Source organism: Niallia sp. FSL M8-0099 (genome assembly GCF_038006945.1).
In the GTDB taxonomy this organism is placed as follows: Bacteria; Bacillota; Bacilli; order Bacillales; family Cytobacillaceae; genus Niallia; species Niallia circulans.
This window is the reverse complement of the sequence record NZ_JBBOWF010000001.1, coordinates 1,481,848-1,496,749: the sequence shown is the minus strand read 5'-3', so window position 1 is coordinate 1,496,749 and position 14,902 is coordinate 1,481,848. Positions and strand designations below refer to the sequence as shown.

19 protein-coding genes are annotated in these 14,902 nt (G+C 35.2%); all 19 read right to left on the bottom strand.

Annotated features, from left to right (window positions below; translation table 11 throughout):
• Positions 1-66: 66 nt before the first annotated feature.
• Complete coding sequence (gene flhB / locus NSQ92_RS06980) at positions 67-1,146, bottom strand: flagellar biosynthesis protein FlhB (RefSeq protein ID WP_047940016.1); 1,080 nt, start codon at positions 1,144-1,146, stop codon at positions 67-69.
• The gene (gene fliR / locus NSQ92_RS06975; RefSeq protein WP_047940015.1) at positions 1,147-1,926 is read right to left on the bottom strand and encodes a flagellar biosynthetic protein FliR; all 780 of its coding nucleotides are present in this window, start codon (positions 1,924-1,926) and stop codon (positions 1,147-1,149) included.
• A 7-nt stretch (positions 1,927-1,933) separates the two neighbouring features.
• Entirely contained in the window at positions 1,934-2,203 is a 270-nt protein-coding gene (gene fliQ, locus NSQ92_RS06970) for a flagellar biosynthesis protein FliQ (RefSeq protein WP_047940014.1), read from the bottom strand.
• A 12-nt stretch (positions 2,204-2,215) separates the two neighbouring features.
• Positions 2,216-2,881, bottom strand: coding sequence for a flagellar type III secretion system pore protein FliP (gene fliP, locus NSQ92_RS06965; RefSeq protein ID WP_047940013.1), 666 nt, complete (start codon positions 2,879-2,881; stop codon positions 2,216-2,218).
• A complete protein-coding gene (locus NSQ92_RS06960; protein WP_053215546.1) occupies positions 2,874-3,614 on the bottom strand; it encodes a flagellar biosynthetic protein FliO in 741 nt (246 codons plus the stop codon). The genes fliP and NSQ92_RS06960 overlap by 8 nt, the downstream gene beginning before the upstream one ends.
• 24 nt (positions 3,615-3,638) lie before the next feature.
• Entirely contained in the window at positions 3,639-4,001 is a 363-nt protein-coding gene (locus NSQ92_RS06955; protein ID WP_016201134.1) for a response regulator, read from the bottom strand.
• A gap of 21 nt (positions 4,002-4,022) precedes the next feature.
• Positions 4,023-5,234, bottom strand: a complete 1,212-nt coding sequence (fliY, locus tag NSQ92_RS06950) for a flagellar motor switch phosphatase FliY (RefSeq protein WP_095257545.1) — start codon at positions 5,232-5,234, stop codon at positions 4,023-4,025.
• A complete protein-coding gene (gene fliM / locus NSQ92_RS06945; RefSeq protein ID WP_047940011.1) occupies positions 5,224-6,222 on the bottom strand; it encodes a flagellar motor switch protein FliM in 999 nt (332 codons plus the stop codon). The genes fliY and fliM overlap by 11 nt, the downstream gene beginning before the upstream one ends.
• A gap of 31 nt (positions 6,223-6,253) precedes the next feature.
• Complete coding sequence (fliL, locus tag NSQ92_RS06940; RefSeq protein ID WP_144544217.1) at positions 6,254-6,682, bottom strand: flagellar basal body-associated protein FliL; 429 nt, start codon at positions 6,680-6,682, stop codon at positions 6,254-6,256.
• Positions 6,672-6,893, bottom strand: coding sequence for a flagellar FlbD family protein (locus NSQ92_RS06935; RefSeq protein WP_144544382.1), 222 nt, complete (start codon positions 6,891-6,893; stop codon positions 6,672-6,674). Before NSQ92_RS06935 ends, fliL begins: the two co-directional genes overlap by 11 nt.
• Before the next feature lie 50 nt (positions 6,894-6,943).
• Positions 6,944-7,726 carry a flagellar basal body rod protein FlgG gene (gene flgG, locus NSQ92_RS06930; protein WP_341152503.1) on the bottom strand — a complete coding sequence of 261 codons (783 nt, stop codon included), beginning with the start codon at positions 7,724-7,726 and terminating at the stop codon, positions 6,944-6,946.
• Between the two features lie 74 nt (positions 7,727-7,800).
• Entirely contained in the window at positions 7,801-8,202 is a 402-nt protein-coding gene (locus tag NSQ92_RS06925) for a TIGR02530 family flagellar biosynthesis protein (RefSeq protein WP_144544215.1), read from the bottom strand.
• Between the two features lie 11 nt (positions 8,203-8,213).
• Positions 8,214-8,852 (bottom strand): flagellar hook assembly protein FlgD, encoded by a 639-nt coding sequence (flgD, locus tag NSQ92_RS06920; RefSeq protein WP_144544214.1) that lies wholly within the window; start codon positions 8,850-8,852, stop codon positions 8,214-8,216.
• Positions 8,853-8,866: 14 nt separating this feature from the next.
• A complete protein-coding gene (locus NSQ92_RS06915) occupies positions 8,867-10,720 on the bottom strand; it encodes a flagellar hook-length control protein FliK (RefSeq protein WP_186325611.1) in 1,854 nt (617 codons plus the stop codon).
• Between the two features lie 30 nt (positions 10,721-10,750).
• Positions 10,751-11,347, bottom strand: a complete 597-nt coding sequence (locus NSQ92_RS06910) for a magnesium transporter MgtE N-terminal domain-containing protein (protein ID WP_144544212.1) — start codon at positions 11,345-11,347, stop codon at positions 10,751-10,753.
• Positions 11,348-11,800 carry a flagellar export protein FliJ gene (fliJ, locus tag NSQ92_RS06905; RefSeq protein ID WP_341152502.1) on the bottom strand — a complete coding sequence of 151 codons (453 nt, stop codon included), beginning with the start codon at positions 11,798-11,800 and terminating at the stop codon, positions 11,348-11,350.
• Between the two features lie 3 nt (positions 11,801-11,803).
• Positions 11,804-13,120: a flagellar protein export ATPase FliI gene (gene fliI, locus NSQ92_RS06900; RefSeq protein ID WP_047940003.1), complete on the bottom strand. Its 1,317-nt coding sequence runs from the start codon at positions 13,118-13,120 to the stop codon at positions 11,804-11,806.
• A complete protein-coding gene (gene fliH, locus NSQ92_RS06895; protein ID WP_047940002.1) occupies positions 13,117-13,881 on the bottom strand; it encodes a flagellar assembly protein FliH in 765 nt (254 codons plus the stop codon). The genes fliI and fliH overlap by 4 nt, the downstream gene beginning before the upstream one ends.
• Positions 13,874-14,890 carry a flagellar motor switch protein FliG gene (gene fliG / locus NSQ92_RS06890; RefSeq protein ID WP_047940001.1) on the bottom strand — a complete coding sequence of 339 codons (1,017 nt, stop codon included), beginning with the start codon at positions 14,888-14,890 and terminating at the stop codon, positions 13,874-13,876. Before fliG ends, fliH begins: the two co-directional genes overlap by 8 nt.
• Between the last annotated feature and the right edge of the window lie 12 nt (positions 14,891-14,902).

The following is a 14,902-nucleotide window of genomic DNA, read 5'->3' as shown; positions in this document are numbered from 1 at the left end:
TTCCGCTCCTTAAAAAACACATTTATGTCTATAATATTTACAATAATTCCTTTACGAGTAATGCTATTATTTATCTCTAGTTTGGTAGACGAAAGCTAGAATTTCTGCAACAGCCTTATAAAATTCTTCTGGAACTAAATCGCCTATTTCTACTTGGCTGTACATTGCCCTTGCCAATGGTCGATTCTCTACCATGACAACATTATTTTCTTTTGCTACTAATTTTATTTTTTGGGCAACAAAATCGACCCCTTTTGCGACAACATAAGGTGCGTCATACTTATCTTCATCATATTTCAGACAAATCGCATAATGAGTTGGATTCGTAATGACAACATCAGCGGTAGGCACATCCTGCATCATTCTGTGCATTGCCATTTCTCTCTGCTTCTGCTTAATTTTGGACTTTATTAAGGGGTCACCTTCCATGTTTTTATATTCGTCTTTAATATCTTGTTTTGACATCCGAATATTCTTTTCATAGTCATATCGCTGATACATATAATCCATGAGTGCTATCACTAACAGCACAATAGAAGCATAAAGCCCCATCTGCACGGTTAACTTAGCAATTGTAACAGCAATAGAACCAATAGATTTATGAGAGAGGATTAGAATTTCATCCATTTTTCCCCATAGAACGGAAAATACAACAATACCAATCACTGTAATTTTCAACAATGACTTCAGCAATTCTACAATCGAACGAAGTGAAAACAATCTCTTAAATCCCGAAATTGGATTTATTTTTTCTAATTTAAATTTAATTGCTTCCGGAGAGAACAAAACACCGACCTGCATATAATTGGCAATTAGTCCCCCGGCAAGAGCAGCAATTAAAATAGGACTTAATAAAAGTGCTACTTCCTTTACAATATCTAAAAACAAACCTTGTATCGTATTGATTGACAGATTAATGTTTATAAAATCACTAAAGGTATAGGTGAAAAGAGACAGTAACCCATCTAAAAGGTATTCCCCTGTGAAACTTAATACACCAAAAACAACTAAAAGAACAAGCGCTGTATTAACATCCTGACTTTTTGCCACTTGTCCTTTTTTTCTCGTGTCTTGTCTTTTCTTTGGAGTAGCCTTTTCCGTTTTTTCTCCTGCAAAAAACTGAATATCTAATGATAGGAGCTTCATTTAACCAATCCCCCCTATAATGTTCATCATCCCTCTCATCGTTGTAACAATGGAAGAGAACAAATGGGATACAGTGGTCATTAGTACACCCATAACTATAAAGAGAATAATTAGTCCTGCAATAATTTTGATAGGAACACCAACAACAAAAATATTTAATTGAGGGACAGTTCTTGCTACAATCCCTAATCCGACATCTACTAAAAAGATGCTTCCCACAATAGGAATAGACATCTGAAAAGCAATCATAAACATTAAACTGAATGTTTTAATAAGAAACTCTGCTAACTCACCATTTCCAAACTTAATCCAAGGCTGTTCGAGCGGTATAAACTGATAGCTATAATAAATACCGTCTAATAGTAAATGATGACCATTAGATGCTAATAAAAAAAACATAGCGATAATTGTCAAATATTGACCCGTCAGCGGACTTTGAGTTCCTGTTTGAGGATCGATCACATTCGCAATGGCAAATCCCATTTGAAAATCAATAAATCCCCCTGCAATTTGAATAGCAGAAAATAACATATATGCGACAAATCCAATCGAAAGCCCAACTAAAGCTTCTTTAAGAATAAGAAAATAGTAACCTGTATCAATGGTTAATGCAGGTACATCCATTCCCCAAAACATAACTAGCGATAAAAAAAAGCCTAAACCCACTTTAAAAGTCGTAGGTATCGTCCGATAAGAAAAGAAAGGCAGCATTAAAAAGAACGAAGTAACTCGAACAAGGATTAACAAAAATGCTGGAAAATTTGATAAAAGTTCATTCATCATCCTTCTATCCAATAAACCTTGTTAGATTTGAAAATATATCTTTCGTATAAGAAAGCATATGACTCAGCATCCATGATCCAAAAAAAATAAGACCTACAAGAACCGCTACAATTTTTGGGACAAACGCCAAAGTCTGCTCTTGGATTTGTGTTGTTGCTTGAAAAATACTGATGATTAGTCCAACTGCCAACGCAATAATTAACAGTGGACCGCTGATAATTAATACTGTAAGTACGCCTTTCTCAGCTATGGAAATAACCATTTCCTGTGACATTCTTTCACCTTCTTAAAAACTTTCTAACAGTGATTTTACAACTAAATACCAACCATCTACCATAATGAATAATAAAATCTTAAATGGTAAAGAAATCATTACTGGCGGCAGCATCATCATCCCCATCGACATTAAAATACTTGCAACAACCATATCAATAACTAAAAACGGAATAAAGATCATAAATCCGATTTGAAAAGCTGTTTTTAATTCACTAATTGCAAAAGCAGGTACTAACGTCGTTAATGGGATATCCTCAATTGATTCTGGAGTTTCTGCTTTTGAATAATTCAAAAATAATGCTAAATCCTTCTGCCTCGTATGTTTGCTCATGAATTCTTTCAGTGGCAGAGAGGCATTATCATAGGCTTCTTCTAATGTGATTTCTTCATTAAATAATGGTGTTAAAGCTTTATCGTTTACTTCCTGAAAAGTAGGAGCCATAATAAAAAATGTTAAAAATAATGCTAGCCCTACAATGACTTGGTTAGGGGGCATTTGTTGGGTTGCAAGCGCTGTTCTGACAAAGGAAAGAACAATCACTATTCTTGTAAAGCTAGTTAGTAATATGATGATACTAGGTGCTAAAGAAAGGACGGTTAATAATAATAACAATTGAACAGAAGTAGAAACATTACCTGGGTCATTGTTATTAAAAAACTGTATAAACTCATTCATTTTTTTCTGACGATCCTTTCTTTTTCTTCTCTAGTACGTCCATCTTTTCCTTACGTTCACTTGATATTCTTTCTAATTCTTTTGATAAACGGATAGAAAAAGATTCTTTTGTCTTCGGAGCAGAATGACTAGAAGATATTACATTCTTCACCTTTGTCACAATATCGCTTGGTTGTACTAGTTGATCTAATTTTCGATTATATTCTTCTAATATTTCTTTATATTCTTGTTCATCCTCAATCTCTTTGATTAATTGAATACTATCTCCCACACCTACTATTAATAACCGCTTCCCTACTTTTATTAATTGAATGGAGCGATTTGCACCTAACGCTGTACCACCAATATTTTCAATAATTTGCGAGTTTTTATAACCATGATTTCTTTTGTTTATAAAGCGCAAGATAAAATATATTAAGAAAACAACAAATATGGTTGCAAAAATCATCTTAACGAAATCCCAAATAGTAACCCCGAGGGAACGTGATTCATCTGAATTTGTTTCTTCCAAAAGTAAATCAGATTGTTCCTTAGTTTGATTGTCATTTTTAGAATTCTGCTCTGTTTTCATATCTTTCTTCGTATCATCTTCTGCTTTATTCTTTTCTGATTGGTTCTGTAAGATATTATCATATACACTTTTATCAATTTGTTCTGCATAGGCTTGATTTCCAAAGCCTAGCAGAACAATGATGAGCAGTGAACAACGAATTAATAAATTTACTTTATTCACATTCGGCACCCTCTAATTTAATTTTTAGCCTAATGTTTTACTGATAGCTTCCAACACGCGATCTGCCTGGAATGGCTTAACAATAAAATCTTTTGCACCAGCTTGGATTGCATCAATAACCATTGCTTGTTGTCCCATTGCTGAACACATAATAACTTTCGCATTTGGATTAATATTTTTAATTTCTTTTAAGGCAGTAATTCCATCCATTTCTGGCATGGTAATATCCATTGTTACTAGATCTGGTTGTGTTTCTTTATATTTTTCAATTGCTTGCATACCATCGGCAGCTTCTCCTACGATTTCATACCCATTCTTCGATAAAATATCCTTAATCATCATTCGCATAAAAGCGGCGTCATCAACGATTAATATTTTCTGTGCCATATTCCTCAAAACCCCCAAAAATTATTTTAAATTCTTTAATCGATCCTTTTGACTAACAATATCAGTTACACGCACACCGAAATTCTCATCAATTACCACTACTTCCCCTTGTGCAACCAATCGGTTATTTACAAGAATATCAACAGGTTCTCCTGCTAACTTGTCTAATTCAATAATAGAGCCTGAAGACAACTCTAGAATTTCCTTAACAGATCGCTTCGTTCTGCCAAGCTCAACCGTTACTTGTAATGGTATGTCTAGTAGCATTTCCAAGTTCTTTGTTTCTGTAACTGTTGAAGTCGGTGTATCAAAACTAGAAAAACCTGCAGGCTGCACATTCGGTGGCGGGCCCTGTGTATGATTTCCTGAACCAAAATATTGCTGCTGAGTCACATTTGCTGGATGAGAACTAGTATTAACAGGATTATTTGCCATTGGATTTGAAACTGTTTGATAATTAGCTGTCGCTTGTGACTCTTGCATTGGTTCTTTTGGCTCATATACTGAATTATAATCCACTTCGGAAATATTGGAAACTTCTTCTTCATTATTATTAGGATTTATTAATCCTTCTACTAACTTTTTCGCAAAAGAAAGCTGTAATACTTGCATAATCTTCGAATCTATTAAATCCCCGATTTTAATTCGAAAAGAAATTTTAGCTAAGACGTCTTCATCCGGAATTGACTCAGTTCCTTCTCCATCATGAATGTTTAAAATATCGATACTTGGTGGAGAAATATCTACTTTTTTGCTAAAAATAGTAGACATGGAAGTTGCAGCAGAGCCCATCATTTGGTTCATCGCTTCTTGCACTGCGCTTAGCTGGATTTCTCCTAACATTTCAGGATTGGCATTTAATCCATCTCCCCCAAGCATCAAATCAGCAATAACAGCTGCATCTGTTTGTTCAATAACAAGTAAATTCATACCCGAAAATCCTTCTGTATAATTAACTCTTATTGCGACATAAGGTTGGGGAAACTCGTCAGACAGCATATTCTTGGATATTACGCTTACGGTAGGTGTCGTAATATCTACTTTCTGATTTAATAACGTAGACAGAGCTGTCGCAGAGCTACCAAAGGATATATTTCCGATTTCTCCTAACGTATCTTTCTCTATATCTGATAAATACTTTTCTACATCCATTTCAGGACTATCATTTGTATCACTATCTCCCCTTAAGAGAGCATCAATTTCATCTTGTGAAAGCATATCCTTACTCACCATCTTCCTTCCCCTCCTCTAAAGTTCCTAAGACTTGAACAGCCATTTTTTTATTTAATTTACCAGGTTGTCCAATAAATTTAGGGATCTCTCCAACTTTAATGATTAGGGGCTGTTGTATCGTTTGATTCATTTCAATAACATCTCCAATGTCCAACATTAAAAAATCCTGGATGGAAATATCAGAAGTACCAAGTTCAGCGACAACCGGCACAATCGATTGCTGAATATTTTCTTCTAAACGAGCAGTAAATTCAGGTAACCTTTCCTTTTTCTCTGCCTGCATCCAGTAATGCCCGGATAGCTTCGGAATAATCGGCTCTAGCACCACATGCGGAATACAAATATTTATCATTCCACTTGTTTCCCCAATCGTAGTACTTAAGGAAATTACTACAACCGTTTCATTAGGAGAAACCATTTGTAAAAACTGTGGATTTACTTCGAATTCAGCAAGACTTGGTTCAATATCCACTAAATCTTCCATTGCCTCTCTAAAATGATCAAAGGCACTTTCGAATGTATTTGACATAATTTTCGTTTCAATTTCTGTCAAATTTTCCACTTTATTTATACTGCTGCCTCTTCCGCCCATCATTCGATCCATCATGGCATAGGCAATATTAGGATTTACTTCCATCAAGATTCTGCCTTCAAGTGGCGGAACATCGAATACATTTAAAATAGTCATTTTCGGAATCGAACGAATGAACTCTTCGTATGGAATTTGATCTGCTGATGTAACAGATATTTGCACATATGTCCTTAATTGTGCTGAGAAAAAAGTTGTTAATAATCTAGCATAATTTTCATGAATTCTTGTTAAACTTCGAATTTGATCCTTCGAAAACCGTAATGCTCTTTTAAAATCATATACCTTAATCTTTTTTTCCTGTTGCTCTTTTTTCAGCTCATCTGCATCCATTTCACCAGATGATAAAGCCGAAAGCAGGGCATCTATTTCATTTTGGGATAAAATATCAGCTGACAAAATTACTCACCTCCATCTATTCTCTTTTATTTTATTGGAGTAGAGAGTTTACAATATAAACTTGGACTACTTTGCCTTCTTGCATCAGTTCATTAATTTTATCCTTAAGATCGTTCTCTAATTTAATTTGACCAGCTTTCCCTTTTAAATCTTCTGTTTTTTTCTCAGATAATTCTTGAATAATAATATTCTTCACTTGAAAATCTCTTTTTTCCAATTCTTCCTTCGCTTCCTTACTATCTGTTTGAATTTTGAAGGATATTCGAATGAAATTATTAGACGCTAAATTTGTCGTCATCTCTTCAATATCCACAGAAGATTCCAAGATTTCATCAATCGAAGGTTCATTTGCCTTTTGCTCGCCAGTAAATTTCCAAATATAAATAAAAGCTCCTGCACCTGCTAGTGTAATAACTAGTAATAAAACGAGCATTATAATAATAACTTTATTATTCTTCATCGCCTTTGTCTCCCACATGTGGTAATCCGAAGAGGTTTACTTTTTGAAAAAAATGATTCATTTTCTCTAATACATCCTCTTCACTTTCTTTAACAACAAATTTATTGCCATTTGTTAAAGTTATCGTTGTATCAGGAAAAGATTCGACTGTTTCAATAAATAAAGCATTAAGTAAAAACGTTTTTCCATTTAGTCGAGTTAACTGTATCATTTTTTTATTAGGGGCTAGCCTCACGAATAACCCCTATTCCTCCAATTAAATTATCGTTTTAAGTTAACTAATTCTTGAAGAATTTCATCAGAAGTTGTAATGATTTTTGTATTTGCCTGAAATCCTCTTTGAGAAACAATCATATCCGTGAATTCTTCTGATAAATCAACGTTTGACATTTCTAAGTAACTACTATTCACTGAACCAGTACCTGCTTGACCAGGAGTAGATAAAATAGGAGCTCCAGAGTTATTAGAAACCTGAAATATATTCCCGCCTACTTTCTCTAAACCTTCTGGGTTATTAAACTTCGCAAGTACGATTTGTCCAGCATTCTGTGTTTCTCCGTTTTCATCAACATAAGTAATCGTTCCATCCGTACCTATGCTATAACTTTTTGCTGACGCTGGAATAGTACCTACACCAGATACTTTTAGTCCACTTGACGTAACAATATTTCTATTTTCATCAAAGTAAAAGTTTCCTGCTCTGGTATAAAATGGATTCCCCTCTCCATCTTCTACAACAAAATACCCCTCACCAGAAATCGCCAAATCAAGCCCTCTTCCTGTATATTGTGTAGGTCCTTGCGTATGAACCGTATCGATTGAAGCAAGCTGAGATCCTAGCCCGATTTGCTTTGAATTCGTACCACCATTTCCATTTGCAGGAGCTGTTGCACCAGAAACCGTTTGACTAATCAAATCACTGAATGTTGTTCGACCTTTTTTAAAACCATAAGTATTTACATTTGCGATATTATTCCCAATAACATCTAATTTTGTTTGAAAGTTTTTCATTCCACTTATCCCTGAATATAATGAACGTAACATTTATTATTATCTCCCTTCGAATGAACTGCCTCTATCGCTCAGCAGTTGTCGGCCTCCATTTTTGGTCCAGCCTCTTAATTCATAATGATTGTTCCATTAATATTGGTAAAGATATGGTCTGTCGCTTCTTCACGATCCATTGCCGTGATTACTGTATTATTTTTTGCACTAACAATTAAGGCAGCATTATTTAAAAGTACTAGAGATTCCTTAATGCCCATTTTCTTTGCCTCGGTAACTTTTTCCTCAATCGCCTTCCATTTAGCATCATCTATCTCAATCCCTCGTTGTTGAAGTCTTTCATTAGCATGTTTACTAATACTCAACGTATTTAAAGAAGAAATAGATTGCTGTAAATGAGTAGAAAATGATGGAATGTTCTGGGCTTTATGCAAAGTTGATTTAGATTTTATCGCCTCAATACCGTTCTTAATAGCAGCTTGTGATTTTATGGAAGGATAAATAGGCTTATCCATTTAATCACTTCCTATTCAATTTTTGTAATTTGTCCAGAAGTAATTTGCGTTTCTGCCTCATCACCTAATGTTAATTGAATTTGTCCATTTTTTAATGATACAGAGAGAACTCTATTACTTACTTCTTCCTTATTCTCGTTCAAATAAGAAACATTTTTTCCAATTAATTGACTTGCTAGCACAAGATTATTTTCCGAAGTATTATTACTCATACTTGATATGTCAGCAGGCGTAATTTTTGTTCCATCATCCAATGTAAAAATGACACTGTCCTCCGAATAAGCAACTGAGCTCACTTTTCCGGTACCTGAAGATGTTGTTTTGTTTCCAGCATTATCAGTTTCTACTTTGTTCCAATTCACTTCTTGACCAATAAATTGTCCGTATGAGATAAGGTTTGACTGAGTTTGTAGTGAAATTAAATTAGTCATGGCTGTATTCAAATTTTGCATTTGTTCCAAGCTTGAGAACTGTGCCATTTGTGCGATAAACTCTTTATCATCCATCGGACTCGTTGGATCTTGGTTTTGCAGTTGTGTAATTAAAATTTTCAAAAAATCGTCTTTCCCTAAAGCTGAACCGCCTGTGGAAGTATTTGATTTCTGATAGTCTGATAAATAGAGAGAAGAGTCATTTATTGTATTTGTCATTATTACTTGCTCCTCTATACTTCAATATTTAATAACTCCTCAAAAAAAGAAGCTTTTCGTTGATTCTCTTCATCATCTGCATCTTTTTTGTTTCTTTGTGGATGTGACTGCTGTTGTTCTTGCTGTTGTTGCTGTTCTCTTTGCAGCCTCTCTTGCGGTTGTGAAGAAACAACAATATCCATTTTATCTACTTGCAGATTCTGTGCGCTTAACCCATGTTTCAAACTAGTAAGTTGTTTTTCTAACACGTCTTTTGCCTCAGAATTTGCAGTAATAATGCGGGCAATCATATTCCCTTCATTCTGAGTAATCTCAATTCGAATTGATCCTAAATGATCTGGCGCCAGTCGTATAGATAGCTTTTGCATATCACCTGTTTTGGTAAATGTACTATTCGCTAAAAGTTTTGCAAATTGCTCTTCTACCTTTTTCGGATGGATCATTTCTCCTGAATTACTTAGGAGCATGAGCGGGTCTTGCTTCATAAAAGTAGTTGAGATAGATGTAAATACTTTAGCGTCTGCATCTGCTTCACCTACTTTAACGTTTCCCTTTGTTTCTGCAGTTGACGTTAATAACTCTCCTGACTTTCTTAAGGAACTAACCATAATTGGATTAACCATTTTTGGTACAACAATCATATTCTTTTCCACTAATTGCTTATCTAATTTCGCAAGAATAGAAGATATAATTGTCTTCAGCTCAGTTGTGGCTGCCGTTACATGATTGTCTGCTTCAGCTACTTGGTTAAAGTTAGATTGTGTTGTTCTTTTCGATTCATTATCAATTACATTTTTGTTTTCTTGCAACAAACTATTTTGCAATGCCAAAAGTTTCGTATCGACTCTGGAAAAGACGTTTGGAAAATCTTCCTTATTATGATTAAATATGCTTTCAAGATTTATGGTTTTTGCTATATCCTCAGAAAGGGAGTTCATTGTACTATTTTTTAAAATTCCATTATTCACTTTTTGATTTTCTATCTCTTTGGCAATGGAAGCAAACAAATCTCCAGATGCCAAGTTTTCCTTACCATAGATAGCCTCATTTGTAATCATAGAATTAGTAGGATTAGCAATTTTTTGATTGAAAGCTACTATCTCTAGTTCACTCTCACCTATTCCAAAAGATTCCACGTTCTGTTCAGCGTTTTGTGCTGTATTCTTTACTATAGATGGTAGGATATTGTCCTTACTTGATAAGACATTATGATGTTTACTCTCTATAGCTTGATCTGTAGTTCCCATGCTTTGATTCGTGTACGCAGCTTTTTCCGAATTTTTCATAGGATTAGAAACATTTAATTCTAAGTAATTATTCAAGGAAAAAATAAGCCTCTGTAAATCTTGTACAGTTTCAGCAATTTTTTCATTGATAGTAAGATCAGGTAGATTTTTTACTGTTTTCTCAAGCAGCTTTAAATCAGCAAGTAAATCTGGTAACTCTGTTTGATTAAACATCTCTGGAGCTATCCGCGAATTTTCCCCTTCTTTTAATACTTGAGTAATCCTGTTTTCTATCTTAACAAATGTTTCAGCTATTAGACCTTCCATATCGGCCGATTCAAAATCTTTGACATTGCCTTGATCTGATATATCAAAGTAAGTGTTCCAAAGCTTTTCTAGACTCATAGAAATCTCTTCATCGGAAATTTCTTCAGGTGAACGAGACAACAATTTTAAAAGCTGATTTAAATCTTCTTTCTGTTGATCTTGTGTAACTATTTGACTTGGGTTCTCTTGTTGATTAGTGGTTTGTAAAGAATTTATCATGGATAAAAACTGGCCAACAGGTTTTTCCTTTACCATCCTGTTGTTTCCACTAGCTATTTCCATTTTTCGCAATGAATTAATCAGCTCTAGCTGCAATTTTTCACCCCCTTTCATTCGAATTTAACTTTATGGATTTGCTGTTGTCGATTTTGATAGCAGCTCTGTATACTTTGAAGCAACAGATGGTTCCATTTTCTCTAATACTGAAGCAAGTTTTGCTGGTTTAAGTTCTACCAGAATTTTCAACGCTTCATTTTCGCTCATTTCTGATAAGATAGCCGCTGCATTCTTGGGAGACATTGTTTCATATGTTTTGACAATCTCATCTACCGCTTTCTTTGTTTCCTCTTGGGCTGATTGGAGCGACTGTAGCTCGCTCTGCAGCTTTTCTTTTTCTGAATTAGCAGATTGAAATCTATTTTCACTATTTTCTAATTGTGACTCCAGTGCCTTTATTTCTTTATCTCGTTCTTTTAGTTTTGTTTGTAAAGAGCTAATCGTATTTTTATTATTTTCTAGTAATTTATCGGTAGATTTTTTTTCTTCGCTCAGAAAAGGAATTGTATTTAATAACTCTTTTCCTTTCTCAGCAACATCTGCTCCGGAATACATAAGTAAAAGGACGAGAACAATGATTGCAAATATTGTCGGAATGACTGCAACCATAAGAATGCGCTGAAAAAAATTAAATGGCTTCTTTTTTTCTTCCAATGAATTTTCCATTTAGCCACCTACCTTTTCATGTTGCATGTATTGTTGAAGAGAAATATCATCCATTTGTTTAGTCTCTTCAGCTCTTACTATTGCCAAATAATTCGAATGGTCTTTTTCCTTTATTTTCACAAACTTTTTTACTTCAAGGTTTTTTTCCAGCATTTTTTCTTGAAAATAAACCATTGAGTTTCGTGCATTTTGTACCATTTTTTGTGCATGTTCAATTGTTTTTGCTAAATTGCTCACAAATTGCTGATGGTGTCTAATTTCTTGAACCGATAATCCGGACATCATTTTTTCTGCCTGATATGCTTCCATATCTTCTTTTCTTTTCAGTAGTTCATAGAGTTTTTCAGCTGCCTCTTCAAATCTGTTTACTGATTGATTATAAGCAGAGCTTGCTTCTTCTTTTTCTCTTTCGCGAATCGTTAAAATCTTTTCGAATTTAAATTGATAGCTCATCTTTTATCCCTCTGTTCCAACTAAAGTTAATAAGGAATGAAGACTCTCCTCAATTGAAACCTTTTCGTCTGTTTCCTGCTTTATATAAGATAGGATGCTAGGATATAACCTCATTGCTGTATCAATCTCTTTAGAAGAACCCTTTTTATAAGCACCTATATTGATTAAATCTTCCGAATTCATATAAGTACTCAAAAGATCTCGTAATCGCTCGGCTGCTTTTACATGTTCTTTTGAGACAATATGATTCATCACACGGCTTACACTTTTTAAGACATTCACAGCAGGATATTGCCCTTTATTGGCAAGTGCTCGGTCTAAGACATAATGCCCATCTAAAATCCCGCGTACGGTATCTGCAATCGGTTCATTCATATCATCCCCATCAACCAACACGGTATAAAAGGCTGTTATACTTCCAAATTCGTTCGTTCCCGTTCTTTCTAGGAGTTTTGGTAAGATAGCAAATACAGAAGGGGTATATCCTTTTGTCGTCGGCGGTTCGCCAATAGCTAGTCCTACTTCTCTTTGTGCCATTGCAACCCGAGTAACAGAATCCATCATTAACATGACATTTAATCCTTTGTCTCGAAAATATTCGGCAATAGCAGTAGCTGTATATGCACCCTTGATTCTCATTAAAGCTGGCTGATCAGATGTTGCAACAACAACTATCGATCGCTTCAGCCCCTCTGGCCCTAAGTCCCGTTCAATAAATTCTCGTACTTCTCTACCACGTTCCCCTATCAGGGCAATCACATTTAAATCTGCTTTCGTATTTCTTGCAATCATCCCTAGCAATGTACTTTTCCCAACACCACTACCTGCAAAAATCCCAAGTCTTTGTCCAGTGCCAACTGTTAAGAGTCCATCAATTAATCGAACTCCTACTTCCATCGACTGAGAAATTGGTGGTCTTGTCATTGGATTAGGAGGCTCTTGGTCAATTGGAACAGACTTTAACCCTTTTGGTAACATCGATCCGTCTAAAGGCATTCCTAATGCATCCACAGCAGTGCCTATTAATCCTGGACCCACCTTAATTTCTAATGGCTCAGAAGACGCTTCTACTAAACAGCCTGGTGATATATCTTGGACAGTTGTATATGGCATTAAAATGATATTTCCCTCGTTAAATCCTACAACTTCTGCCTTGATAATTCGTTTATGCTTTGTACCAATGTGGATATTACATACATCACCGATAGAGCTCTCAGGTCCTTGTGATTCAATCATTAACCCTACAACTTTTTTCACACGGCCATATTGCTTATAAGTGTCAATGGACGAAATCGAGCTTAGTAACTCTAGTGCTTTCACCCTTCTTCACTCTCCAATATTTCAAGTAACTTACTTTTAATCATAAGCAATTGCGTATCAACACTTGCATCTAAACGCCCATTTGCCGTTTCGATAATACAAGCATTTTCATCAATCGTTTCATCAGGAAAAATGAAAAGATTTGGCTTTATCGGGAATAGTTGTAACAATTCCTCTTTTTCTGCTACTAGCATTTCATAATGGATAGGACTAACATGTAACTGTATTTCCTTCTGTTTCCTTACTTCTTTTAAAGCATTTTGTACAAGATAAAGGAAATTTTCTTCCTCTTCCTTTATCTTGTTATTCATAATTTTTTCAGCAACTTCAATCGCGAGCTCCAAAATAGTAGTTTCGGCAGATTGTAAGTATTTTTCATAATCCTCTTTTGATGCTGTTACTGTGTCTTTCGCTTGTTGAATAAAACTTAGCATTTCGTTATATCCAACATTTTGACCTTCTTCGTAACCTGCTTGAAAACCATTTTTCCTCGCTTCTTCTATTAAACTTGCTTTTTCTATATCCCAGTTCTGTCTTTCTTCCGAAAGCTGTATTCGTATAAGTTCGGCTTCTTCCAATGCTTGGGCTTTCAACTCTTCTGCTTCTTCCCATGCTGACTCTACTATCCTGTTGTACTCGGCTTGTGTAACTTCCCTAGAAAGATCCATCTCCGTATTGAAGGTATCTATATATTTAATCGAAATAACCTTCTCTGTAGCAGTCTCTGGCTTTGAGTATCTTGACTTTATTAATCTAGACAATGATATCATCTCCTCCGCCACGGGCAACTACGATTTCGCCAGCGTCCTCAAGACGTCTGATAATCCCAACAATTCTTGATTGTGCTTCTTCTACATCCTTCAAGCGTACAGGTCCCATAAATTCCATCTCTTCTTTAAAGGACTCAGCCATTCTAGTAGACATGTTGCCATAAACAATCTCTTTCACTTCATCTCCAGATACCTTAAGTGCAAGCATAAGATCTTCATTTTCACAATCACGAATAATTCTTTGAATTGCTCTATTATCCAATGTAACGATATCTTCAAAGACAAACATTCTCTTTTTAATTTCTTCTGCTAATTCTGGATCTTGGATTTCGAGTGCGTCTAAAATAGTGCGTTCTGTTGCTCTATCGACTCCATTTAGTACTTCAACTACTGCTTCAATACCACCAGTTTGTGTATAATCTTGCGTAACAGTGCTCGATAATTTTCTTTCTAATATTTGCTCGACTTCGTTAATAATTTCTGGTGAAGTACTGTCCATTACAGCAATTCTTCTTGCAATATCAGCTTGCACTTCCTGTGGAAGCTCAGACAAGATGAGACCTGCCTGAGTGGGATCCAAGTAAGATAAAATTAGCGCAATTGTCTGTGGATGTTCATTTTGAATAAAATTTAATATTTGGTTCGGCTCTGCTTTTCTGGCAAAATCAAAAGGTCTTACTTGCAGAGAAGAAGTAAGCCTATTTAAAATAATGGATGCTTGTTCTGCTCCAAGAGCCTTTTCTAAGACCGTTTTTGCATATCCTATACCACCTTGAGAAATATAGTCTTGAGCAAGTGCGATATTATGAAATTCTTCTAAAACACTTTCTTTAGAAGTATTCTCTACCTTTCTAACTCCTGATATTTCTAAAGATAGTTTCTCAATTTCTTCCTCACTTAAATGCTTATAAACCGAAGCTGCAACATCAGGACCTAGCGATATAAGGAGAATGGCAGCTTTCTGTTTTCCAGTTAACTCATTTGATTCTTTTCTTGCCATCTACATCACCCC